At 74.1% G+C, this 23,510-nt stretch carries 10 protein-coding genes; all 10 read left to right on the top strand.

The annotated features are described in order from the left end of the window. The first annotated feature begins 114 nt into the window (after nucleotides 1-114). The 10 genes from sbnB to ABT063_RS06370 all read left to right on the top strand — a co-directional run bounded on the left by sbnB (nucleotide 115) and on the right by ABT063_RS06370 (nucleotide 23,505). Nucleotides 115-1,113, top strand: coding sequence for a 2,3-diaminopropionate biosynthesis protein SbnB (gene sbnB / locus ABT063_RS06415; RefSeq protein ID WP_351056036.1), 999 nt, complete (start codon nucleotides 115-117; stop codon nucleotides 1,111-1,113). A gap of 76 nt (nucleotides 1,114-1,189) precedes the next feature. Continuing rightward, on the top strand, nucleotides 1,190-1,426 hold the full coding sequence (locus tag ABT063_RS06410; protein WP_351056035.1) for an MbtH family protein: 237 nt from the start codon (nucleotides 1,190-1,192) through the stop codon (nucleotides 1,424-1,426). 43 nt (nucleotides 1,427-1,469) lie between these two features. Then, complete coding sequence (locus tag ABT063_RS06405; RefSeq protein WP_351056034.1) at nucleotides 1,470-6,593, top strand: non-ribosomal peptide synthetase; 5,124 nt, start codon at nucleotides 1,470-1,472, stop codon at nucleotides 6,591-6,593. Continuing rightward, nucleotides 6,590-17,710 carry a non-ribosomal peptide synthetase gene (locus tag ABT063_RS06400; RefSeq protein WP_351056033.1) on the top strand — a complete coding sequence of 3,707 codons (11,121 nt, stop codon included), beginning with the start codon at nucleotides 6,590-6,592 and terminating at the stop codon, nucleotides 17,708-17,710. Before ABT063_RS06405 ends, ABT063_RS06400 begins: the two co-directional genes overlap by 4 nt. A 110-nt stretch (nucleotides 17,711-17,820) precedes the next feature. Continuing rightward, nucleotides 17,821-18,744: an ornithine carbamoyltransferase gene (locus tag ABT063_RS06395; RefSeq protein ID WP_351056148.1), complete on the top strand. Its 924-nt coding sequence runs from the start codon at nucleotides 17,821-17,823 to the stop codon at nucleotides 18,742-18,744. Beyond that, complete coding sequence (locus tag ABT063_RS06390; RefSeq protein WP_351056032.1) at nucleotides 18,741-20,042, top strand: MFS transporter; 1,302 nt, start codon at nucleotides 18,741-18,743, stop codon at nucleotides 20,040-20,042. The genes ABT063_RS06395 and ABT063_RS06390 overlap by 4 nt, the downstream gene beginning before the upstream one ends. Beyond that, nucleotides 19,987-20,799, top strand: a complete 813-nt coding sequence (locus tag ABT063_RS06385) for a thioesterase II family protein (protein ID WP_351056031.1) — start codon at nucleotides 19,987-19,989, stop codon at nucleotides 20,797-20,799. The genes ABT063_RS06390 and ABT063_RS06385 overlap by 56 nt, the downstream gene beginning before the upstream one ends. A gap of 4 nt (nucleotides 20,800-20,803) precedes the next feature. Further along, nucleotides 20,804-21,742, top strand: a complete 939-nt coding sequence (locus ABT063_RS06380; protein WP_351056030.1) for a TauD/TfdA family dioxygenase — start codon at nucleotides 20,804-20,806, stop codon at nucleotides 21,740-21,742. 48 nt (nucleotides 21,743-21,790) lie between these two features. Beyond that, nucleotides 21,791-22,573 (top strand): 4'-phosphopantetheinyl transferase family protein, encoded by a 783-nt coding sequence (locus tag ABT063_RS06375; protein WP_351056029.1) that lies wholly within the window; start codon nucleotides 21,791-21,793, stop codon nucleotides 22,571-22,573. Beyond that, nucleotides 22,570-23,505: a TauD/TfdA family dioxygenase gene (locus ABT063_RS06370; protein WP_351056028.1), complete on the top strand. Its 936-nt coding sequence runs from the start codon at nucleotides 22,570-22,572 to the stop codon at nucleotides 23,503-23,505. Before ABT063_RS06375 ends, ABT063_RS06370 begins: the two co-directional genes overlap by 4 nt. Nucleotides 23,506-23,510: the final 5 nt, after the last annotated feature.

Here is a 23,510-nt window from a genome sequence, read left to right as displayed (position 1 = left end):
GTATAGGGCGCATATAGCGCCCGAGCCCACCATCACTGCATCACCTCAGGCTCTGTCCTCCCCTTCCCGCACCTCCCCGTCCCGCACCTCCCCGTCCCGCAGAGAGGGAACCCCATGCTGATCCTCCGGCGCACCGATGTGACGGACGTACTGTCCGGCCGGGAGACGGAGATCATCGACCTCGTCGCCGACACCTACCGGCTGCACGACGCCGGGCAGACGTCCCTGCCGCACTCGACGTTCCTGCGCTTCCCCGAGGAGCACCACGGCCGCGACCGGATCATCGGCCTGCCCGCCTACCGCGGCGGGGAGCGTCCGGCGGCCGGGATGAAGTGGATCGCCTCCTTCCCGGGCAACGTCGCCGCCGGCACCGAGCGCGCCGGCGCCGCCATCGTGCTCAACTCCCTCGACCACGGCCGCCCGGTCGCGTTCGTCGAGGGCGCCGTGATCTCCGCCCGGCGCACCGCGGCGAGCGCCGCGCTCGCCGCCGTGGAGCTCACCGCCGAACGGCCCCCGGCCTCCGTGCTGCTCATCGGCTGCGGCGTGATCAACCTGGAGATCCTGCGCTTCCTGTCCGCCGCCCTCCCCGGGCTGCGCGAGGCCGCCCTGTACGACACCGACCCGGCCCGCGCCGAGGCGTTCACCGCCCGCTGCGCCGAGGCCGCCCCCGACGTGAAGGCGCACCCGGTCACCGACCTGGCCGCCGCCCTCGGCGAGCACCGGCTGGTCTCCCTGGCCACCACCGCCGCCGCCCCGCACATGGACCTGGCCGCCTGCGGCCCGGACACCACCGTGCTGCACGTCTCGCTGCGCGACCTGACGGCCGAGGCGATCCTCGGCGCGGTCAACGTGGTCGACGACACCGACCACGTCTGCCGCGAGCGCACCTCCCTCGACCTGGCCCAGCAGGCCGCCGGGAACCGGGACTTCGTCACCGCCGAGATCGGCGCGCTGCTGCGCGGCACCGCGACGCTGCGCCGCGTTCCGCATCGGCCCGTCGTCTACTCCCCGTTCGGCCTCGGCGTGCTGGACATCGCGCTGGCCGAGTTCGTGCGCGAGGAGGCCGAACGGCGTGGTCTTGGCGTCCGCGTCGAGGGCTTCCTGCCGGCCTGAGCGCGGCGCCCGTACATCCCGCCCGCCCACTTCTGTCCCACACCACCCATCCACTCGTATGTCTCAAGGAGTTCCCATGACCGCCGAGACCGCCGCGACCGCCGAGCAGACCGAAGGCCCCCGCCAGCGCGTGGTGTTCAACGACGAGGAGCAGTACTCGCTGTGGCCCGCCGGGCGGGAGCTGCCCGCCGGCTGGCACGCCGAGGGCACCGAGGGCACCCGCGAGGAGTGCCTCGCCCGGATCGCCGAGGTGTGGACCGACATGCGCCCGCTGAGCCTGCGCCGCCGTATGCACGAGAGCTCCGCGGCCTGAGTCCGCCGCCGCCCCGACACCCAGGTCTGTGACAGGAGTTGCCGTGAACGCCGAACTGCTTCCGGAACGCTTCGCCGAGCAGGCGTTCCGTACGCCCCACGCCGTCGCCGTCGTCGACGGCGACCGGGCGGTGACGTACGAGGAGCTGGACCGTGCGTCCGCACGTATGGCCCGCTGCCTTCGGGACCTGGGCGCGGGGCCCGAGACGCTCGTCGGGGTGAGCCTGCCCCGCGGACTCGACCTGGTGGTCGCGCTGCTGGGCGTGTGGCGGGCCGGGGCCGGTTACGTCCCGCTCGACCCCGCCCAGCCCCCGGCGCGCCTGTCGGGTCTGATCCGCGACTCCGGGGCCGGCCTGGTGCTGGCCGCCCCGGAGCTGGACGCCGCGGTGCGCGAGGCCGGCGCCCGCCGTGTCGACCCCGACGAGATGCCCGAAACCACCGACACCAGCGGGGACAGCACCGGGGACGGCGTCGCCGCGGGTCCCGACAACGTCGCGTACGCCCTCTTCACCTCCGGCTCCACGGGCCGCCCCAAGGCCGTGGTCATCACCCACGCGGGTATCGCCCGGCGGGTCGGCTGGACCGTGGAGCGGCACGGGATCGGCCCCGGCGACCGGGTGCTGCAGAAGACGACCGTCGCCTTCGACGCGGCCGGCTGGGAGATCTTCGCCCCGCTGGTCGGCGGTGGCACCGTGGTGCTCGCCCCGGCGGGTGCCGAGCGCGACCCGGCTGCGCTGCTGCGCGCGGTCGGCGACCTCGGCGTGACCGTGCTGCAGGTGGTGCCGTCCGTGCTGCGCCTGCTGGTGGCGGAGGAGGGCTGGGCGCGCTGCGGCGCGCTGCGGCTGCTGTTCTCGGCCGGTGAGCCCCTGCACGCCGAACTGGCCGCCCGGCTGCGGGAGAAGGCCGGCGACGGCGTCCAGGTGTGGAACACCTACGGCCCGACCGAGTGCTCCATCGACGTCACCGCTCAGCAGGTCGACCCGTCCGTCACCACCGGCGCGGTGCCCATCGGCCGCCCGCTGCCCGGCACGAAGGTGCTCGTCCTCGACGCGAACGGCGCCCCGGTCCCGGTCGGCGTCCCCGGCGAGCTGTACGTCGGCGGCCCGCAGGTCGCCCGCGGCTACGCCGGCCGCCCCGACCTGACCGCCGAGCGGTTCGTGCCCGACCCGTACGCCACCGAGCCCGGCGCCCGCCTCTACCGCACCGGCGACCAGGTGCGCTGGCGTGCCGACCACACCCTGGAGTACCTGGGCCGTCTCGACCACCAGGTGAAGGTCAACGGCGTCCGCATCGAGCCGGGCGAGATCGAGGCCGTCCTCGTGGCCCACCCGTCCGTCACCGGCGCGGTCGTCACCGCGTATCCGGCCGAGGACGGCGGCAGGCGGCTGGCCGCGCACCTGACGGCGAGCGCCGCCGTGGACACCGCCGCGCTGCGCGTGTTCCTGGCCGAGCGGCTGCCCGACAGCCACGTGCCGTCCTTCTTCCACACCCTCGACGCCTTCCCGCAGCTGCCCAACGGCAAGCTGGACCGCGCGGCACTGCCCTCCCCTGAGGAGATCGCCGCCGCCCGCCAGCCGGAGTACACCGCCCCGCGCGACGCCGCGGAGGAGCTGGTGGCCGGCGTCTGGACCGACCTGCTCGGCAAGGAGCGCGTCGGCGCGTTCGACGACTTCTTCGCCCTGGGCGGCACCTCGCTGCAGCTGACCCGGCTGGCCGCGCGGCTGCGCGCCGCGTCCGGCGAGAAGGTCTCGCTGCGCGGCCTGTTCGCGGCGACGACGGTCGAGGCCCAGGCCAAGCTGATCGCCACGCCCCCGGCCGGAACGCGGGCCGGCACCACCGCCGCCGGCGCGCAGACCGGCCCGGTGGGCACCACCACGACTGCGGCACACCCCGGCCTGACCGCCGACCCGACCGACGACGAGCCCGACATCGTCCCCGTCCCCCGCACCGGTGACCTCCCCCTCTCCTCCGGCCAGCGCCGCCTGTGGTTCCTGGACCGGATGCACCCCGGCAGCCCCGAGTGGGTCGCCCCGCTGTTCCTGCGGCTGCCCGCCGAGCTGGGGCCGGAGAGCGTGGGCCGCGCCCTGGACGCGCTGGCGGCCCGGCACGAGCCGCTGCGCACCCGGTACGTCGCCGAAGGCGGTGAGCCCCGCCAGGTGATCGACGCGCCGGGCGCCGCCCGGATCGAGCTGCGCGTCGAGGAGGCCGGGCGCGCGGAGGTGCCCGGACTGTTCGGTGAGCAGTTCGCGCGCGGCTTCGACCTGGCCGAGGGGCCGTTGTGGCGGGCGCTGCTGGTGCGGCTGCCCGGCGAGGACCACCTGCTGCTGCTGACGCTGCACCACATCACCTGCGACGGCTGGTCGACGGTGGTCCTGGAGCGCGAGCTGCGCGAGCTGTGCGCCGCGTACCGGGGCGGCCGCGACCTCGAACTGCCCGCCCAGGCCGTGCAGTACGCGGACTACGGCGCCTGGCAGCACGCCCGGCTCACCGAGGAGGTCGTCGAGCGCGAGCTGGCCCACTGGCGCACCGCCCTCGACGGCATCGCCCCGCTGGAGCTGCCGGCCGACCGGCCCCGGCCCGCCGTCCGCGACCCGCGCGGCGCGGTGGTCCCCTTCCGGGTCCCCGCCGAAACAGCCGCGGGTCTGGCCGAGTTGGGCCGCACCCACGGCGCGACCCCGTTCATGACGCTGCTGACGGCGTACGCCACGCTCCTGGCCCGCTACAGCGGCCAGTGGGACGTGCCCGTCGGCACCCCGGTGGCGGGCCGCACCCGGCCCGAGACCGAGAACATGGTCGGCTTCTTCCTCAACTCCCTGGTGGTGCGCTGCGGGCTGTCCGCCGGGCTGAGCTTCACCGAGGCCCTGCGACGGGTCAGGGACACCGCCCGCACCGCCTTCGTCCACCAGGAGCTGCCCTTCGAGCGGCTCGTCGACGAGCTCCAGCCCGAGCGCGACCTGTCCCGCACACCGCTCTACCAGGCGGCCTTCGACCTGCACAGCGAGGGCGTGACGTCCGTCGTCACGCAGGACGCGGACCTGGCGGCGTTCACCGAGGCATGGCGGGTGGCCAAGACCGATCTGTCGCTGTTCATGCGGCAGACCCCCGAGGGCGCCCTGGACGGCGTGCTGGAGTACGCGACCTCCCTGTTCGAGCAGGCCACCGCCGAGCGGATGGCCGGCCACTTCCTCACTCTGCTGGACCAGGTCGCGCGGCACCCCGGGACGCCGCTCGGCGAGCTGGAGCTGCTCGGCGACGAGGAGCGCCGCCTGCTGGTCGCCGAGTGGAACGACACGGCGTACGAGCACGACGAGCGCACCGTCGTCGAGCGCTTCGAGGAGCAGGCCCGTACCGCCCCCGAGCGCACCGCCCTGGCCTTCGGCGGCCGGACCGTCTCGTACGGGGACCTGGACACCGCCGCCAACCGGCTCGCCCACCACCTGCGCACCCTGTGCGTGGGCGGGGAGAGGCGGGTCGCGGTGCTGCTCGACCGGAGCCCGGAGCTGGTGACCGCGCTGCTCGCGGTGTGGAAGGCGGGTGGCGCCTATGTGCCGGTGGACCCGTCGTACCCGGCGGAGCGTATCGCCGCGATGTGCGAGGCGGCCGGTGTGCGGGTCGCGGTGACCTCCTCGGCGTACGAGCAGCGGTTCACCGTGCCCGGAGTGCGGGTGCTGCGCGTGGACGCGGACGCGGCCGAGATCGCCGTACGCCCCGCCATCGCGCCCGCCCGCACCAGGGATCCGGACCGGCTGGCGTACACCGTCTTCACCTCGGGATCGACCGGCACGCCCAAGGGCGTCGAGGTCACCCACCGGGGCCTGACCAACCACGTGGCGTGGGCCGCGCGCGAGCTGGCCGGGCGGGACCACGGCGGCGCGGCGCTGTTCTCCTCGGTCGCCTTCGACCTGGTGGTGCCGAACCTGTGGGCGCCTCTCGTCACCGGCCAGCGGCTGTTCCTGCTGCCGCAGGACACGGACATGTCCGAGCTGGGCAAGCGTCTGGCGGAGGCCGCCCCGTTCAGCTTCCTGAAGCTGACACCGGGTCATCTGGACATCCTGGCCCACCAGCTCTCCCCCGCCCAGGCGGGCGCGCTCACCCCGGTGATGGTGGTGGCGGGCGAGCCGTTCACCCGTGACACGCTCGCGCGCTGGCGGGAGCTGGCCCCGGACATGGCGCTGATCAACGAGTACGGGCCGACCGAGGCGTCCGTCGGGACCTCCGTGCACCCGGTGCCGCACGACGGGTCCGGGCCGGTCCCCGACGTGCTGCCGATCGGGCGGCCGCTGCCCAACATGACGATGTACGTACTGGACGCGGCGATGCGGCCGGTCCCGGTCGGCGTGGCCGGGGAGCTGTACGTCGGCGGCACGGGCGTCGCCCGCGGCTACGCGGGCCGGCCCGAGCTGACCGCCGAGCGGTTCGTGCCCGACCCGTTCTCGGCCGTGCCGGGCGCCCGCCTGTACCGCACCGGGGACCTGGTCCGCCGGCTGCCCGACGGTGCCGTGTCCTTCCTGGGCCGCCTCGACGACCAGGTCAAGATCCGCGGCTACCGCGTCGAACTCGACGAGATCCGGGCCGTGGTGGCGGCTCACCCCGCGGTGCGCGAGGCCGTGGTCGTCGTCCACCGGCCGGAGGGCGGCGAGCCCCTGCTGGCCTGCTACGCGGTGCCCGCCGAGCCCGGCGCCGAGCTGCCCGACCTCGCCGCGCACTGCGCGCCGCGGCTGCCGGAGTACATGATCCCGGCGACCTTCACCCCGCTGGAGGCCGTCCCGGTCAACGCCAACGGCAAGGTCGACCGCAGAGCGCTGCCCGCGCCGGGGCCGGCCGACGACGACGCGCACGTCCCGCCGAGCGGCCCCGTGGAGGAGGCGATCGCGGAGATCTGGGCCGAACTGCTCGGCGTCCAGGCCGGGGCGCACGACAACTTCTTCCACATCGGCGGCAATTCGATCCTCGCGATCCGGCTGATCTCCCGGATCCAGCAGGAGTACGGGATCGACTTCGCCGTCCGCACGGTCTTCGAGAGCCCGACGGTCGCCCAGCTCGCGGCCGCCGTCGAGGAGCGCGTGGCCGCCGAGGTGGCCGCGCTGTCCGACGCCGAACTGCTGAACACCGTCGGTTCCCTTCCCGCCGCCGACACCACCTCGCCGACCAAGGAGCACCAGGCATGAGCACCGGAAACCTCGGGAATACCGACACGCCCGTCGTCTCGGGCACCGATGCCGACGCGCTCCGCGCCGAGTTGCTGCGCCGCCGCCTCGCCGGCGGCCGGGGCGCCGCCCCGCGCCGTACGGGTATCCCGCGCGCCGACCGGAGCGGCCCGCTGCCGCTGTCGTACGGGCAGCAGCAGATGTGGTTCCTCAGCCGGCTGGAGCCCGACAGCCCCGAGTACCTGGTGCCGCTGGTGCTGCGGTTGCGCGGACCGCTGGACGCCGACGCGCTGGAGCGGGCCTGGCAGGGCGTGCTGGACCGGCACGAGATCCTGCGCACCCGCTACGTCCTCCGGGGCGACGAGCCGGTCCAGGTCGTCGACGCCCCGCGCCCGCTGCCGCTGGTGCGCTCCACGGCCGCCGACGACGACGCGGCGCGCGCCCTGATCGAGACGGACCTGTCCCGCGCCTTCGACCTGGGCCGGGACTGGCCGGTGCGCGGCCGGTTGATCTCGCTCTCCGCCGAGGAGCACGTGCTCGCGGTGGTCTTCCACCACATCGCCTGCGACGCCTGGTCCACCCAGGTCTTCGGACAGGAGATCGGCGAGCTGTACGCGGGCGCGGTGCCGGCCGCGCTCGCCGTGCAGTACGCCGACTACGCGGTCTGGCAGCGCGAGCAGCTGACCGGCGGGGTGCGGGAGCGTCACCTCACCTACTGGACCGGCCGGTTGGCGGATCTGGCCCCGCTCGACGTGCCCGCCGACCGGCCGCGTCCGGCGGTGCGGGACGGCGCGGGCGACGCGGTGCCGTTCGAGGTGCCCGAGCCGCTCGCGGCCCGGCTGCGCGAGCTGGCCGCCGCCCACGACAGCACGCTGTTCATGCTGTTCCTCGCCGCCTACCAGACGCTGCTGGCCCGCTACACGGGCCGTACCGACATCGCGGTCGGCACCGTGGTCTCCGGCCGCGGCCGCCCCGAGCTGCAACAGCTGATCGGCTACGGCATCAACAGCCTGGTGATGCGCGGCGATCTGTCCGGCGACCCCGCCTTCGCCGAGCTGCTGTCCCGCACCCGCGCCACGGTGCTGGACGCCTACGACCACCAGGACGTGGCCTTCGCCCAGGTCGTCGAGGCGATCGGCCCGGAGCGCGATCTCTCGCGCACCCCGCTCTTCCAGGTCGCGTTCACCATGCACGGCGACCGGGGCGCCGCTTTCGACCTGTCCGGCGTCGAGGTGTCGCCGTTCGAGGGATCGGGCCGGGTCGCCAGGTTCGACCTGGACCTGCAGGTCCGCGAGGGCGCGAACGGATCGCTCGGCGGGCACCTGGAGTACGCGACGGCACTGTTCGACCGGGCGACGGCCGAGCGGTTCGGCGGCCATCTGCTGCGGCTGCTCGCGGAGATCGCCGCCGACCCCACCGCGCCGCTGTCCGCGCTGGAGATCCTCGGCGACGAGGAGCGGGCCGTGCTGCTCGGCCCGCCGGAGGAACCGCGCCCGGTGACCCGCCGGGTGCACGAGCTGTTCGAGGAGCAGGCCCGGCGCACCCCCGACCGCGTCGCCGTCTCCTTCGAGGGCACCGACCTGACGTACGCCGAGCTCAACGCGCGCGCCAACCGCGTCGCGCACGCGCTGATCGCCAAGGGCATCGGCCCCGAGACGCTGGTCGGCCTCAGCCTGGAGCGCGGCTTCGAGCTGATCCCGGCGCTGCTCGGCATCCTCAAGTCCGGTGCCGCGTATCTGCCGTTGGACCCGGCCAATCCGGCCGACCGCATCGCGTACATCGTGCGCGACGCGCAGGCCCCGGTGGTCGTCACCGTCGCGGCGCACGCCCACCTGTTCGACGTGGAGCTGCTGCGGCTCGACGCGGACGCGGAGCTGCTCGCCGCGCAGCCCGACACGGACCCGGGTGTCGACGGCAGCCCGGACAACCTGATCTACACCATCTACACCTCGGGTTCGACCGGCCGACCCAAGGGCGTCGCCCTGACCCACACCAACGTGGTCCGCCTCCTGGAGCGCGGCCACGAGCACTACGCGTTCGCCGAGACGGACGTGTGGCCGCTGTTCCACTCCTACGCCTTCGACGTGTCCGTGTGGGAGATGTGGGGCGCCCTGCTGTTCGGCGGCCGCCTCGTCGTCGTACCGCACTCCGTCACCCGCTCCCCCGAGGAGTTCCTCGACCTGCTGGTGCGCGAGCGGGTCACGGTTCTCAACCAGACGCCGACCGCGTTCCGTTCGCTGGTGGACACCGACGCGGACCTGGCGCTGCGCGCGGTCGTCTTCGCGGGCGAGAAGCTGGAGGTCTGCGAACTGCGGCCGTTCGCCGAGCGGTTCGGCCTGGACCGGGTGGCCCTGGTCAACATGTACGGGATCACCGAGACCACCGTCCACACCACCTACCACCGCATCACCGAGCGGGATCTGGACCCGCAGGCCGGCAACCCGGTCGGCCACCCGCTGGCGGACCTCAGGGTCTATCTGCTGGACGCCCACGCCCGCCCGGTCCCGGTCGGCGTGCCCGGTGAGATGTACGTCGCCGGTCCGGGTGTCGCCCGCGGCTACCTCAACCGGCCGCAACTGACCGCCGAGCGGTTCGTGCCGAACCCGTACGGGCCGCCCGGCTCCCGGCTGTACAAGAGTGGCGACCTGGCGCGCCGGTCGGCCGACGGCAGCCTGGAGTTCCTGGGCCGCATCGACGACCAGGTCAAGATCCGTGGCTTCCGCATCGAGCTGGGCGAGATCGAGACCGCGCTGGCCGCCCATCCGCTGGTGCGGGACGCGGTGGTACTGGTCCGCGAGGACACCCCGGGCGACAAGCGGCTGGTGGCGTACGTGACGCCGGCCGGCCAGGCCGCCCCGGAGCCGGGCGCGCTGCGTCCCCACCTGACGGGCCGGCTGCCCGAGTACATGGTCCCGGCGGCCTTCGTCACCCTGGACGCGCTGCCGCTGACCACCAACGGCAAGCTCGACAAGCGGGCCCTGCCCGCGCCCGGCCAGGACGCCCTGGGCGCAGCCGGGTACGTCGCCCCGCGCACGGTCGCCGAGGAGCGCATCGCCGAGGTGTGGGCGGACGTCCTGGGTCTGGAGCGGGTCGGCGTCGAGGACGGCTTCTTCGAGCTGGGCGGACACTCCATCCGCGCCGTCACCCTGGTGGGACGGCTGCGGGCCATCGGCTACGACCTCGCCGTACGGGACGTCTTCGAGCACCGTACGGTCGCCCGCGTCGCCGAGCTGGTCACCGGCCGCCCGGCGCCGGCCGACGCGGACCGCGCCGTGGAGCCGTTCGCGCTGATCCCGGCCGAGGACGCGGCGCGGCTGCCCGACGGCCTGGTCGACGCCTACCCGCTGTCGCAGGTGCAGCTCGGCATGGTCGTCGAGATGCTGACCGACGACGGCAGGCATCCCTACCACAACGTCACCTCGTTCCGGATCCGCGACGAACGCCCCTTCTCGCTGGAGGCGTTGCGCGCCGCGGCCACCGCGGTCGTCGACCGGCACGAGGCGCTGCGCACCTCCTTCGACCTGACCGGCTACTCGGTGCCGACGCAGCTGGTGCACGCCGAGGCCGAGATGCCGGTGGGCGCGCGCGACCTGTCGCACCTGTCGGAGGACGAACTGCTCGCGTCCTTGCGGGAGTTCACCGAACTGGAGCGCTCACGGCTGTTCGACCTGGCGGCCCCGCCGCTGCTGCGCCTGTACGCGCACACGGCCGGCGACGGCAGCTGGTGGATCACCAACACCGAGTGCCACGCCATCCTGGACGGCTGGAGCCACCACACCCTGCTCATGGAGGTGCTGCGGGAGTACGGTCGCCTCCGCGACGGCGAGGAGCCGGCCGAGGCGGCGCGCCCCGCGGTCCGGTTCGCCGACTTCGTCGCCGCCGAGCTGGACACCCTCGCCTCCGAGGAGTCCCGTACCTACTGGCAGTCGGTCGTCGACGGCTACGCGCGCCTGACGGTGCCCGCGCCCTGGCGCGGCGACCCGGACGACCCCGGCGCCCCCTACCGGGTGCCCGTGCCCTTCCACGACCTGGAGGACCGGCTGCGGGCGCTGGCGTCGAAGGCCGGTGCCTCGCTGAAGAGCGTGCTGCACGCGGCCCACCTCAAGACGCTGAGCATGCTCACCGAGGAGGAGCGCTTCTTCGCCGGCCTGGTGTGCAACGCGCGGCCCGAGGTGCTCGGCGCCGACCGTGTCTACGGCATGCACCTGAACACGCTGCCGTTCGCCTACGACCGCCCGTCGGGCACCTGGCGGGAGCTGGTGGCGTCGGTGTTCGCCCGCGAGGTCGAGCTGTGGCCGCACCGCACCTATCCGATGCCCGTCATCCAGCGCGAACTCGCCGACGGCGAGCGGCTGATCGACATGCGGTTCAGTTACCACGACTTCGACCAGGTGGACCGCGAGCAGGTCGACTACCTGGCGAGCATCGACGACAGCCCCACCGAGTTCCCGCTCGGCGTCTCCGCCCGCGTCGGCCACCTGGTCCTCACCGCCTCCCCGCGCGCCCTGAGCCGTACCGGCACCGACCGGCTCGCCGGGATGCTGCGCCAGGTCCTGGAGGCGATGGCCGCGGACCCCGAGGGCGACGCACGCGCCACCTTCCTGCCCGAGGGCGAGCGCGAGCGGCAGCTGGCGGAGTGGAACGACACCGCGTACGAGGCCGAGACAGCCTCCGTGCTCCAGCTCTTCGAGGCGCAGGCCGCCCGCACCCCGGACGCGGTCGCCGTCGAGCACGCGGGCACCACCGTCTCCTACGCCGACCTGGACGCCCGCGCCAACCGGCTCGCCCACCACCTGCGCGGCCTCGGGGTCACCGCCGAGTCCCGGGTGCTGGTCCAGCTGGACCGCGGCCCCGACCTGCTGACCGCGCTGCTCGCGGTGTGGAAGGCGGGCGGCGCCTATGTGCCGGCCGACCCCTCCTACCCGGCGGCCCGGGTCGCCGCCATGCGCGGGGCCTGCGCGGCCGTGGTGACGCTGACCGAGCTGCCGGACCTCGCCGGGCTGCCGGCCTCCGCACCGGTGCGCGTGGACGAGCTCGACCGGCTGGCGTACGTCATCTTCACCTCCGGCTCCACCGGCGTCCCCAAGGGCGTCGAGGTCACCCACCGGGGCCTGGTCAACCACGTGGCCTGGGCGGCCCGCGAGCTCGCGTCCCGCGGCACCGGAGGCGCCCCACTGTTCTCCTCGGTCGCCTTCGACCTGGTCGTCCCCAACCTGTGGGCGCCGCTGGTCACCGGGCAGGCCGTGCACACGGTCGGCCAGGACGTCGACATGGCCGACCTGGGCGAGCGGCTGGTCGCCTCGGGGCCGTACAGCTTCATCAAGCTCACCCCCGGCCACCTGGACGTCCTGGCCCGGCAGCTCACCGCCGAGCAGGCGGCCGCGCTGGCGCCGGTGCTGGTGGTGGCCGGCGAGGCCTTCACCCGGGCCACGCTGGAGCGCTGGCGCGCGCTCGCCCCCGACGCGGAGCTGATCAACGAGTACGGCCCCACCGAGGCGTCCGTCGGCTCCACGGTCTTCCCGGTCCCGGGCGCCCCCGAGGCGGACGTCCTTCCGATCGGCCGCCCGCTGCCGAACATGCGGACCTACGTGCTGGATTCGGCGCTGCACCCGGTCCCGGTGGGCGTCGTCGGCGAGCTGTACGTCGGCGGCACGGGCGTGGCGCGAGGCTACACGGGACGCCCCGACCTGACGGCGGAACGCTTCCTGCCGGACCCGTACGCCGGTGTCCCCGGCGCCCGCCTGTACCGCACCGGCGACCTCGTCCGCCAACTCCCCGACGGCACCATCGAGTTCCTCGGCCGCATCGACGACCAGGTCAAGATCCGCGGCTACCGCGTCGAACTCGGTGAGATCCAGACCGTCCTCACCGAACACCCCGCGATCCGCGAGGCGTTCGTCACCGTCCACGAGGGTGAGCTCGCCGCGTACTACGCGCCGGCCGGCGCCGACTGCGACTTCGTCCGCGCCCACCTCGCCGAGCGGCTGCCCGAGTACATGCTGCCCGCGGCCCTGATCGCGCTCGACGAGCTGCCGCTGAACGCCAACGGCAAGGTGGACCGGCGTGCCCTGCCCGTCCCGGACGCCGCCCAGGAGGTGGCCGACGGCTACGTCGCGCCGCGCACTCCGACCGAGGAGCGGATCGCCGAGGTGTGGGCGGACGTGCTGGGCCTGGAGCGGGTCGGTGTCGAGGACGGGTTCTTCGAGATCGGCGGCCACTCCATCCGTGCCGTCGCCCTCGTCGGCGCACTGCGCTCAGCCGGATTCGACATCGGGGTGCGGGACGTCTTCGAGCACCGTACGGTCGCCGAGCTGAGCGAGTTCCTCACCGGCCGCCCCGCGCGCACCGAGGTCGACATGCCCGTCGAGCGGTTCGCGCTGATCGCGGCCGAGGACCGGACGAGGCTCCCCGGTGACGCCGTGGACGCCTATCCGCTGACGCAGGTGCAGCTCGGCATGGTCCTGGAGATGCTGGCGGACGACGCCCACCACGCCTACCACAACGTCTCCTCGTTCCGGATCAGCGAGCCGGAGCCGTTCTCGGAGCGGGCGCTGCGCGCCGCCGCCGACGTGGTCGCGGCCCGTCACGAGATGCTGCGCACCTCCTTCCGCCTCGACGGCTACAGCCGGCCGCTCCAGGTGGTGCACGCCGAGGCCGCGATCCCGGTGGCCGTGCACGACCTCAGGGGGCTGGACGAGGCCGAACGCCGCGGTGTCGTCGGCCGGTTCGTCGCCCGTGAGCGCGCCGACCTGTTCGACCTGGAGCGGGCACCGCTGCTGCGGATGACCGCGCATGTCGAGGACGACGGCTGGCGGCTCGGTCTGACGGTCTGCCACGCCATCACCGAGGGCTGGAGCCACCGGGCGCTGCTGATGGAGCTGCTCGACGAATACCGCCGGGTCCGCGATGGCGAGGAGTCGTTGGAGGTGCCCGCGCCGCCGGTGCGGTACGCGGACTTCGTCGCCGCCGAGCTGCGCTCCCTGGAGTCGGAGCCGGACCAGGCGTACTGGCGGCAGGTCACCGACGGATACGCCCGCTTCGGTCTCCCGGCCGCCTGGGCGGACGACCGCGCCGCCGAGCGGGAGCGCTACCGGGTCGCGGTGGAGCTCAGGCCGTACGAGGCGGGGCTTCGCGCGCTGGCTCAGCGGGCCCGCGTCTCGGTCAAGAGCGTGCTGCTGGCCGCGCACGTGAAGGTGCTCAGCCTGCTCACCGAGGAGAGCCGGTTCCACTCGGGCCTGGTGTTCAGCGCCCGCCCCGAGGCGCCGGGCGCCGACCGGGTCTACGGCATGTACCTCAACACCCTGCCGTTCGCCTTCGACGCCGACCGCGACCGCACCTGGGAGGAGCTGGTCCGCGCGGTCTTCGCGCACGAGGCGGGCATGTGGGAGTACCGGCGCCACCCGATGCCGGCGATCCAGCACGCCGCCGGCCTGGAGCGCCTCCTCAACGTCCGCTTCAGCTACCAGGACTTCGACCACGTCGACACCGAGCGTGTCGACCTGGCCGACAGCTCCGGCGAGGGCGCGACCGAGTTCGACCTGGCGGTGTCGGCTGTCTCCGGCTACCTGCTGATGACCACGCACACCCACGCGCTGTCCCGTGAGAACGCCGACCGGCTCACCTCGCTGTACGCGGCGGTCCTCACCGCGATGACCACCGACCCGGCCGGCGACGCCCGCGTGGTGCCGCTGCCGGCCGAGGAGCTGCGGCGGCAGCTGGTGACCTGGAACGACACGGCGTACGAGGCCGAGACGTCCTCCGTGCTCCAGCTCTTCGAGGCGCAGGCCGCCCGCGTCCCGGACGCGCCGGCGGTGACGCTCGGGGCGCGGACGGTGACGTACGCCGAACTGGACGCGCACGCCAACCGGCTGGCACACGCGCTGCGGGCGCGCGGCGTCGACGCCGAGGCGCGCGTCGCGGTCCAGCTGGACCGGGGCCCCGACCTGATCGCGGCGCTGCTCGCGGTGTGGAAGGCGGGCGGAGCGTACGTGCCGGTCGACCCGTCCTACCCGGCGGAGCGCGTCGCCTCCATCGTGGCGACCTCGGGCGCACAGGTGGCGATCACCTCCGAGGCGTACGCGGACCGGTTCGGCTCCGCCGCGGTGCTGATCGCCGACGAGGACGTCAGCGCGTGGCCCGCGACGACGCCCGTGCGCGTGGACGACCTGGACCGGCTGGCGTACGTGATCTTCACGTCCGGCTCGACCGGCGTCCCCAAGGGCGTCGAGGTGCCGCAGCGCGGTCTGGTCAACCACGTGGCCTGGGCGGCACGTGAGCTCGCCGCGCGCGGCACCGGAGGCGCCCCGATCTTCTCCTCGGTCGCCTTCGACCTGATCGTTCCCAACCTGTGGGCGCCACTGGTCACCGGGCAACGGGTGTGCGCGGTACCGCAGGACACCGAACCCGGGCAGCTCGGCCGGGCTCTGCTGGCCGAGGCGCCGTACAGCTTCGTCAAGCTGACGCCGGGCCACCTGGACCTGCTGGCCGAGCAGCTCACCACCGAGCAGGCGGAGGAACTGGCGGCGGTCATGGTGGTGGCGGGCGAGGCGCTGCCCGGCAGTACGGCGGACCGGTCGCTGGACATCCTCGGCCCCGGGCGGCTGATCAACGAGTACGGCCCGACCGAGGCGTCCGTCGGCTCCACGATCCACCCGGTCACGGAGCCCGTCGGCCGCGATGTGGTCCCGATCGGCCGCCCGCTGCCGAACATGCGGACGTACGTACTGGACGCGGCGCTGCACCCGGTCCCGGTGGGTGTGCCGGGCGAGCTGTACGTCGGCGGCACGGGCGTCGCACGCGGCTACGCCGGCCGCCCCGACCTGACGGCGGAACGCTTCCTGCCCGATCCGTACGGTGCTGAGCCGGGCGCCCGCCTGTACCGCACCGGGGACCTGGTCCGCCAACTCCCCGACGGCACCATCGAGTTCCTCGGCCGCATCGACGACCAGGTCAAGATCCGCGGCTACCGCGTCGAACTCGGCGAGATCCAGGCCGTGGTGGCGGCACACCCCGCGGTGCGCGAGGCATTCGTCACCGTCCACGAGCCGGTGCCGGCTGACCGCCGACTGGTGGCGTACTGGACGGCGACGGCGGGCGAGGCTGCCCCGGCGCCCGAGGCCCTGGCCGAGCACTGCGCGGTGCGCCTGCCCGACTACATGGTGCCCGCCGCCTTCGTGGCCCTTGACACCATGCCGCTGAACGCCAACGGCAAGGTCGACCGGCGCGCCCTGCCGGTCCCCGACCGGGGTGCGCTGCGCACCGGCACGGACCACGTGCCGCCGCGCACGCCGACGGAGAAGGCGCTGGCCGCCATCTGGTCCGAGGTCCTCGGGGTGGAGGACCTCGGCATCCACGACCGTTTCTTCGACCTCGGCGGCCACTCCCTGCTCATGATCAAGGTCCTGGCCGCGGCCCGCGCCGCCGGCCTGGCCGTCTCGATCTACCGCATGTACCAGCACGACACCCTGATCGATCTGGCGGCAGCGGTGGACGAGGACGCGGGAGCCTCCGGCGGGGGGAGCGGCACGAGTGCCTCCGGCGGAGGGAGCGGCACGGGCGCGGGCGTCTCCGGGCAGCCGACGGACACAGCCGCAGACGCCTCCGGCGGGGCGGGCGACAAAGCGGCGGTCGCCGCCGGTGGGGTGAGCGGCACGGACGCGAACGCCTCCGGCGGGGCTTGCGGCACGGGCGCCTCCAGCAGGGAGGGCGACACGACCGCGGACGCCTCCAGCAGAGAGGGCGACACGACCGCGGACGCCTCCGGCAGGGCGAGCGGCACGACCGCGGACGCCTCCGGCAGGGCGAGCGGCACGACCGCGGACGCCTCCGGCAGGGCGAGCGACACGGTCGGCGGTGGCGGCACCGTCGCCGTGCCCGCCGAGCTGCTGGCGCAGCTCGTGGCGCAGGCCGCTGGGGGCGAGCCGGAGAGTGCGGGCGGGGCGGCGGCCCGCGCTGCCGCGCTGCTCGGCGCGGCACCGCATACCCCGGCAGCGCAGGCCCCCGCGTCCGGTTCCTCCGGCGGGCTCGTCGACGGCGTCGACGGTGTCATGGCCGACCACCACGTGCCCGGTGTCGCGCTCGCCGTCATCCGGGACGGCGAGGTCGCGGCCGTCGAGGGGCACGGGGTGCTGGCCGCCGGCGAGGGCGCGCCGGTGACGGGGCGGACGCTGTTCCAGGTCGGCTCCATCAGCAAGCACGTCACCGCGCTGGGTGTGCTGCGCCTGGTGGACGAGGGCGTCGTGGACCTGGACGCGGACATCGAGACATATCTGACGTCCTGGCACCTCGACGAGGCGGCGGAGGCACCGGGGCCCGTCACCCCGCGGATGCTGCTCGGCCACCGCGCCGGGCTCGCCCGGCACCGCAGCGTCGGGTTCCGCCCCGGCGAGCCGCTGCCGACCCTGCTCGACCTGCTGGAGGGCAGGCCGCCGGTGACCACCCCACGCGTGCGCCGCGAACTGCCGCCGGGTGCCGTCTTCCGTAAGAGCAGCACGCACTACTGGGTGCTCCAGCAGGTGCTGGAGGACGTCACGGGCGAGCCGTTCGAGCCGCTGATGCGGCGCCTGGTGCTGGAACCGCTCGGCCTCGCCGACACCAGCTTCGACCAGGCCTTCCCGCACACCGCCGGGCTGCCCGTGGCCCTCGGCCACGACGCCCACGGCACACCGCTCAAGGGCGGTTGGCGCACCCGCGCCCACCTCGCCGCCGCGGGACTGTGGACGACGGCGGCGGACGCGGCCCGGTTCACGGTCGCCGTACGGGACGCTCTGGTCGGCGCCCCGGGCGCGCTGGTCCCGCAGGCCCTGGCCCGGGAGCTGCTGGCAGGCGAGACCGGCACGTTCTACGGGCTCGGCACGATCGTCGACGACAGCGGCGACGACCTGGAGTTCGGCCACGGAGGCGAGCCCTCGGGCTACTGGAACATGGCGATCAGCCGACTGCACGGCGGTACCGGCTTCGTCGCCCTGACCAACGCCGACTCCGGCAAGGCCGTCGTCAAGCACCTGACCGCCGAGCTGGGCCGCGACGACGCCGCGTTCGGCAGCGGCCGGCTGGCCGCCGACTGGCGCACCGGCGACGCCGGCACCGCACTCCCCGCGGTCCTCGCCCCCGTCGTCACCGACGAGGAGCGGCCATGACCCCCACCGCTCCGCCGGCCCGCGCCGCCCATCCGGCCCGAGCCCGTCCGATCCCTGCGGCCCGGACGACCCATCCGGCCCGAGCGCCCCGCGCCCCCGAGGAGGAATCCGTGGCTTCCGTACGGCATCTGATCTCCATCGACGACCTCGACGACACCGACCTGCACGCCCTGGTCGCCCGCGGCGCGGACTTCTCGGCCGGCACCGCGGGCCGCCCGGCCCCGCTCGCCGGGGACGTCGTCGGCGTCTACTTCAGCAAGACCTCGACCCGCACCCGTACCGCCTTCTCCAGCGGCGCCCTGCGGCTGGGCGCCCAGCTCGTCTCGTACGGCCCGGACGACCTCCAGCTCAACACCGGTGAGACCAGCGAGGACACCGGCCGGGTGATGTCCGGCATGCTCGACGTCCTGGTCGCGCGCACGGCGGGCGACCCCGCGGAGATGCGCGCCTGGGCCGCCCAGGACCGGATGGCCGTGATCAACGCGATGAGCGCGGACGAACACCCCACCCAGGCGCTCACCGATCTGACCACGATGCGGCGGCAGTTCGGCCGCGTCGAGGGCCTGCGCGTGCTCTACGTCGGCGAGGGCAACAACACCGCTTCCGCGCTGGCGCTCGCCCTGACCCGTTTCCCCGGCGTCGAGTTCGAGCTGCGCACCCCGCCGGGTTACGGCCTCGCCCCGTACTACCGCGAGCGCGCCGCCGAACAGGCCGCGCGCTGTGGGTCGGTGTTCCGCGAGCGCCACGACATGGACGAGCTGCCCGCCGACCTGGACGCCGTCTACACCACGCGCTGGCAGACCACCGGCACCAGCAAGCCCGACCCGGACTGGCGCACGATGTTCGCGCCGTTCCAGGTGACCGCGGCGCTGTGGGAGACCAGCCCGAAGGCGGTCTTCATGCACGACCTGCCCGCGCACCGCGGCGACGAGGTCACCGCCGAGGTGCTCGACGGTCCCGCGAGCATCGCCTTCGCGCAGGCCGAGAACAAGATGCACAGCGCGATGGCCGTCCTGGAGTGGTGCCGGGCATGACACTCGTCGAGGGCGCCGAGGCCGCCACGGCAGCGGTCCCGGACCGTCCGCTGCGCCGCAACCGGGACTTCCTGCTGCTGTGGTCCGGGGCGAGCCTGTCCTTCCTCGCCGCCCGGGTCACGGCGGTCGCCTATCCGCTGATCGTGCTGTGGCACACGGGCTCCCCCCTGGCGATGTCCGTGGTGTCGACGGCGGCCCTGCTGCCGCTGCTGCTGGTGCAGTTGCCGGCCGGCGCGCTGGTGGACCGCTGGGACCGGCGGCGGCTGATGCTGGTGTGCGAGGCGGGCCGGCTCACCGCGGTGGGCAGCGTCGCGCTCGCCCTCGCCGCGGGCCGTATGACGGTGGCGCACCTGGCGGCCGCGGCGTTCGTCGAGGCGTCCCTCGCGGTGTTCTACCGGCTCGCCGAGCGGGGTGCCGTACGCAACCTCGTGCATCCGGCGCATCTGTCGGCCGCCCTCGCGCAGAACGAGGCGCGGGGACGGGCGGCCGGGCTGCTCGGCCAGCCCGGCGGGGTGCTGCTGCAGTCGGCGGCGCGCTGGCTGCCGTTCGGCTTCGGCGTGCTCGGCTATCTGGTCTCGGCCCTCTCCCTGCTGCTGATCCGCAAGGACTTCCAGCAGGAGCGACCCGACCGCACCGCCGGCAACCGGATGGCGGACGAGGTCTCCGAGGGGATGCGCTGGCTGTGGCGGCAGCGGTTCCTGCGCGCGGCGCTCGGCTATGTCGCCGGCACCAACGTGCTGTTCCAGATGCTGGCGCTCGCCCTGATCCTGCGGATCAAGGAGGCGGGGCTGCCGTCGGCGACGCTCGCGGTCGTCGTGGGCATCGGCGGGGTCGGCGGCCTGTGCGGTGCGCTCGCGGGCGGCCGGATCCAGCGCCGGACGCGCCAGCGCACGCTGCTCGTAGGCGGGGCCGTTGCCTGGACGGTGCTGATCGGCGCCATGGGGTTCACCAGCGAGCCCGTGCTGCTCGGTGCGCTGTACGCGGGCACCGGGTTCGTCGGCGCGGTGTTCAACGTCGCCGCGGCCGTCTACCAGGTCCGCACCACGCCCGACGCGCTCCAGGGCCGGGTCGCCGCCACGGCGGGGCTCATCGGCTCCGGGACCAACGCGCTCGGCTCGTTCGCGGGGGGTGTGCTCCTCGCGGTCTGGGGCGCCGAGACCACCGTCCGCGCGATCGCCGCCGCCATGGCCGTTCTGGCCCTGTTCGCCGTAGTGGCACCGGACTTGAAGGGAGAGATCACGGATGACCCGACCGACACGGACACCGGCACCGGCACCGGCACCGGCACGGGCGGCTGACCGTTCCGGGTGGGACGACCCATGGTTCAGGACGTACCCGGCCGCGTCCGGCCGCCCGCCCCGGATCCGCCTGGTGTGCTTCCCGCACGCGGGCGGCACCGCCCAGCTCTTCCACGGCTGGGCGGCGCGCCTGCCCGAGGACGTGGAGCTGCTCGCGGTCCGCTACCCGGGCCGCCAGGAGCGGCTGTCCGAGCCGTTCGCCGAGGACATGGCCGCGCTCGCCGACGCGATCACGGCCGCGCTGCTGCCCCGCCTGGACCGTCCGCTGGCCCTGTTCGGGCACAGCATGGGGTCGTCCGTCGCCTACGAGACGGCGCTGCGGCTGGAGTCCCGGCACGGGGTCGTCCCGCGCCGGCTGATCGTCTCGGCCCGCTCGGCGCCGCACCGGGTCCGCCGCACCGGCCTGCACCTGCGCGGCGACGACGAACTGGTCGCCGGAGTACGCCGGCTGGGCTCGATGGGGTCGCAGGCGTACGACATCCCGGAGCTGCGCGAGCTGCTGCTGCCGGCACTGCGCGCCGACTACCGGCTCGTCGAGAACTACCGCCCCGCGTCGCCGCCCGTCCGGACGCGGGCCCCGATCACCGCGTGTCTCGGGCTGCGGGACCCGGGATGCGACCCCGACTCCCTACTGGCCTGGTCCGAGCTGACCCGGGCCGGTGACTTCACCCTGCGCGCCTACCCGGGCGACCACTTCTACCTCGCCCCACGGGAGAGGGAGCTGGTCGCCGACATCACCAAGGATCTGGAGGCATGAACCGATGACACAGACCGACATCTGGACCCCGCTGGACATCGAGGCCGAGGCCGTCGGCGGCGCCGACGAACTCCTCTCCCGCCTCAAGGACATGGGGGCCGAGGAGCTCGCCCGGCTGCTGACGGAGGAGAAGGGCCTGGTGTTCCGCGGCTTCGGGGTCACCCCCGACCGCCTGGACGAGGTGCTGGACCTGCTGCTGCCGAACCGGCTGGCCTACGTGCACGGCAACTCGCCGCGCACCAAGGTCGGCAGCAACGTCTACACCTCCACGGAGTACCCGCAGGAGTTCACCATCTCGATGCACAACGAGATGAGCTACGCCCACGCCTGGCCGGCCCGCCTCGCCTTCTACTGCCAGATCCAGCCGGGCAGCGGCGGCGCCACCCCGGTGGTGGACGCGGCACTGTGGCTGGACTCCCTGGACGCCGAGGTGCGCGAGGCCTTCGCGGGCGGAGTGCGCTACGTGCAGAACCTGCACGACGGCTACGGCCTGGGCAAGAGCTGGCAGGACACCTTCGAGACGACCAGCCGCGAGGACGTGGAGGCGTTCCTCGACCCGACCGGCGCCGCCTGGGAGTGGCGGGCCGACGGCGGACTGCGCGTCTCCTCGGTGCGCCCGGCCACCACCCGCCACCCGGTCACCGGCACCGAAGTGTGGTTCAACCAGTCCGACCAGTGGCACCCGGCCGGGCTCGGCGACGACACCGCGGCCGCCCTCGCGCAGATCCTGCCCGAGGACGACCTGCCGCAGAACGTCACCTTCGCCGACGGCAGCCCGATCCCGGCCGCGTACGTCGAGCAGATCCGCGACCGCGGCCTGGAGCACGCCGTCGACGTCGACTGGCGCACCGGAGACCTGCTGGTGATCGACAACGTCCTGCTGGCCCACGGCCGTCGCCCCTTCACCGGCGACCGCCGGGTCCTGGTCGCGATGTCGGACTGACCGGCCCGCGCCCCCCCCGCACCACCTACCGACGAACGGATTGAGGCGATGACCGCCGCATACGAACGGCTCAGGGACCGCGACGCGGTCCACATCTGGCGGGGCCGGGCCCCCGACGCGCTCGCGCCGGACGACACCGACCTGCTGTCGGAGGAAGAACTGCGGATGGTCCGCCGTCTGCCGGACGCGGCCGCGGTGCGTTACGCGGCCGCGCACGTCGCGGTGCGCCGGGTGCTCGGCGAGTACCTCGGCGTGCCGCCGCGCGAGGTGGTCCTCGGCCGGCGCCCGTGCCCGCGCTGCGCCCACCCGCGGCACGGTCGGCCCAGGATCGACTGGCCGCCCACCGACCTCGACTTCAACCTCTCGCGGTCCGGGCCGCACTGGCTGCTCGCCGTGGTCGTGGGCCATCAGGTCGGCGTCGACCTGGAGGACGACCGCAGCCTGGACGTCGACGGCGCGTCCAAGCTGGTCATGAGTGCCCTGGAACTGGCCCACGTCCGCGCCCGGCCCGACGCGACCGCGCGGACACACGCCTTCTTCCGCTGCTGGACGCGGAAGGAGGCGGTGGTCAAGGCGATCGGCGTCGGCATCATCACGGACCTGAGCGAGGTCGACGTACGGCCCGCCGAGGACGGCCCGGTGCTGGTCACCCATGCCGAGCCGAACAGTCCCGCCACCTGGCTGGTGCAGGACCTGCCGAGGGTCGACGGGGTGTTCGCGGCGCTGGCCCGGGAGGCGGCCGCCGCCGGCCCCGTCGAGTTCCACCGGTACGAGGAGCTGACGCGGCCCACCACGGAGGAGGAGCCGAAGAGAGGAGTACTGGTCCCATGACCGCGATCGAGTACACCGCGGAGCCGGGCACCCCGGTGCACGAGTACATCGCCGCCCACCGCGACAAGCTGCGCACGGTCCTCGGCGAGCGCGGGGCGATCCTGCTGCGCGGCTTCGAGGTCGGCGGCGTCGACGGGTTCGACGGCGTGGTGCACGCCTTCTCCTCAAGCGCCCCGCTGCGCTACGCCGAGCGTTCCTCGCCGCGCTCCACCATCAAGGGGCAGGTCTACACGTCGACGGACTACCCGGCCGACGAGGAGATCTTCCTGCACAACGAGAACTCGTACCAGGCCGCCTGGCCCCGCACGCTGTACTTCTACTGCATCGAGCCCGCGCACACCCGGGGCGCGACCCCGCTCGCGGACATCCGCGAGGTGCACCGGGCGATCGACCCCGCGGTACGGGAGGAGTTCGTACGGCGCGGCGGCTGGAGCGTGGTGCGCAACTTCCACGCGGACTTCGGCGTGCCGTGGCAGGAGGCGTTCAACACCACCGACCGGGACGCGGTCGTCGCGTACTGCCGGGGCAAGGGCATCACCGCCGAGTGGCGCCCGGACGGCGGGCTGCGCACCACGGCGACCCGGGCGGCGGCGCACACCCACCCGGCCTCCGGCGAGGAGGTGTGGTTCAACCACGCCACGTTCTGGCACATCACCTCGCTGGCCCCGGAGGTCCAGGAGGGGCTGCGGGAGATCTTCCCCGACGAGGACCTGCCCACCAACACCTACTTCGGCGACGGCGAACCCATCCCGGACGAGACGGTGGCGCACCTGCGGGCCGCCTACCGCTCGGCGTCGACCCGCTTCGACTGGCAGCGCGACGACGTACTGATCGTCGACAACATGCTCGCCGCGCACGGCCGGGAGCCGTTCACCGGTCCCCGGAAAATCGCAGTGGCGATGGCCGAGCTGTCCGACCCGACGGCGGCCTGACGAAG

The organism is Streptomyces sp. NPDC002838 (assembly GCF_040295365.1).
GTDB lineage: Bacteria > Actinomycetota > Actinomycetes > Streptomycetales > Streptomycetaceae > Streptomyces.
Note: the sequence above shows the minus strand (reverse complement) of the source record. Positions and strands in the feature narration are given on the sequence as shown.

What these genes read in the sequence shown, in the direction of transcription:
- sbnB (WP_351056036.1), top strand. Translation starts at nt 115, where the DNA reads ATGCTGATCCTCCGGCGCACCGATGTGACGGACGTACTGTCCGGCCGG.
- ABT063_RS06410 (WP_351056035.1), top strand. Translation starts at nt 1,190, where the DNA reads ATGACCGCCGAGACCGCCGCGACCGCCGAGCAGACCGAAGGCCCCCGC.
- ABT063_RS06400 (WP_351056033.1), top strand. Translation starts at nt 6,590, where the DNA reads ATGAGCACCGGAAACCTCGGGAATACCGACACGCCCGTCGTCTCGGGC.
- ABT063_RS06390 (WP_351056032.1), top strand. Translation starts at nt 18,741, where the DNA reads ATGACACTCGTCGAGGGCGCCGAGGCCGCCACGGCAGCGGTCCCGGAC.
- ABT063_RS06385 (WP_351056031.1), top strand. Translation starts at nt 19,987, where the DNA reads ATGACCCGACCGACACGGACACCGGCACCGGCACCGGCACCGGCACGG.
- ABT063_RS06380 (WP_351056030.1), top strand. Translation starts at nt 20,804, where the DNA reads ATGACACAGACCGACATCTGGACCCCGCTGGACATCGAGGCCGAGGCC.
- ABT063_RS06375 (WP_351056029.1), top strand. Translation starts at nt 21,791, where the DNA reads ATGACCGCCGCATACGAACGGCTCAGGGACCGCGACGCGGTCCACATC.
- ABT063_RS06370 (WP_351056028.1), top strand. Translation starts at nt 22,570, where the DNA reads ATGACCGCGATCGAGTACACCGCGGAGCCGGGCACCCCGGTGCACGAG.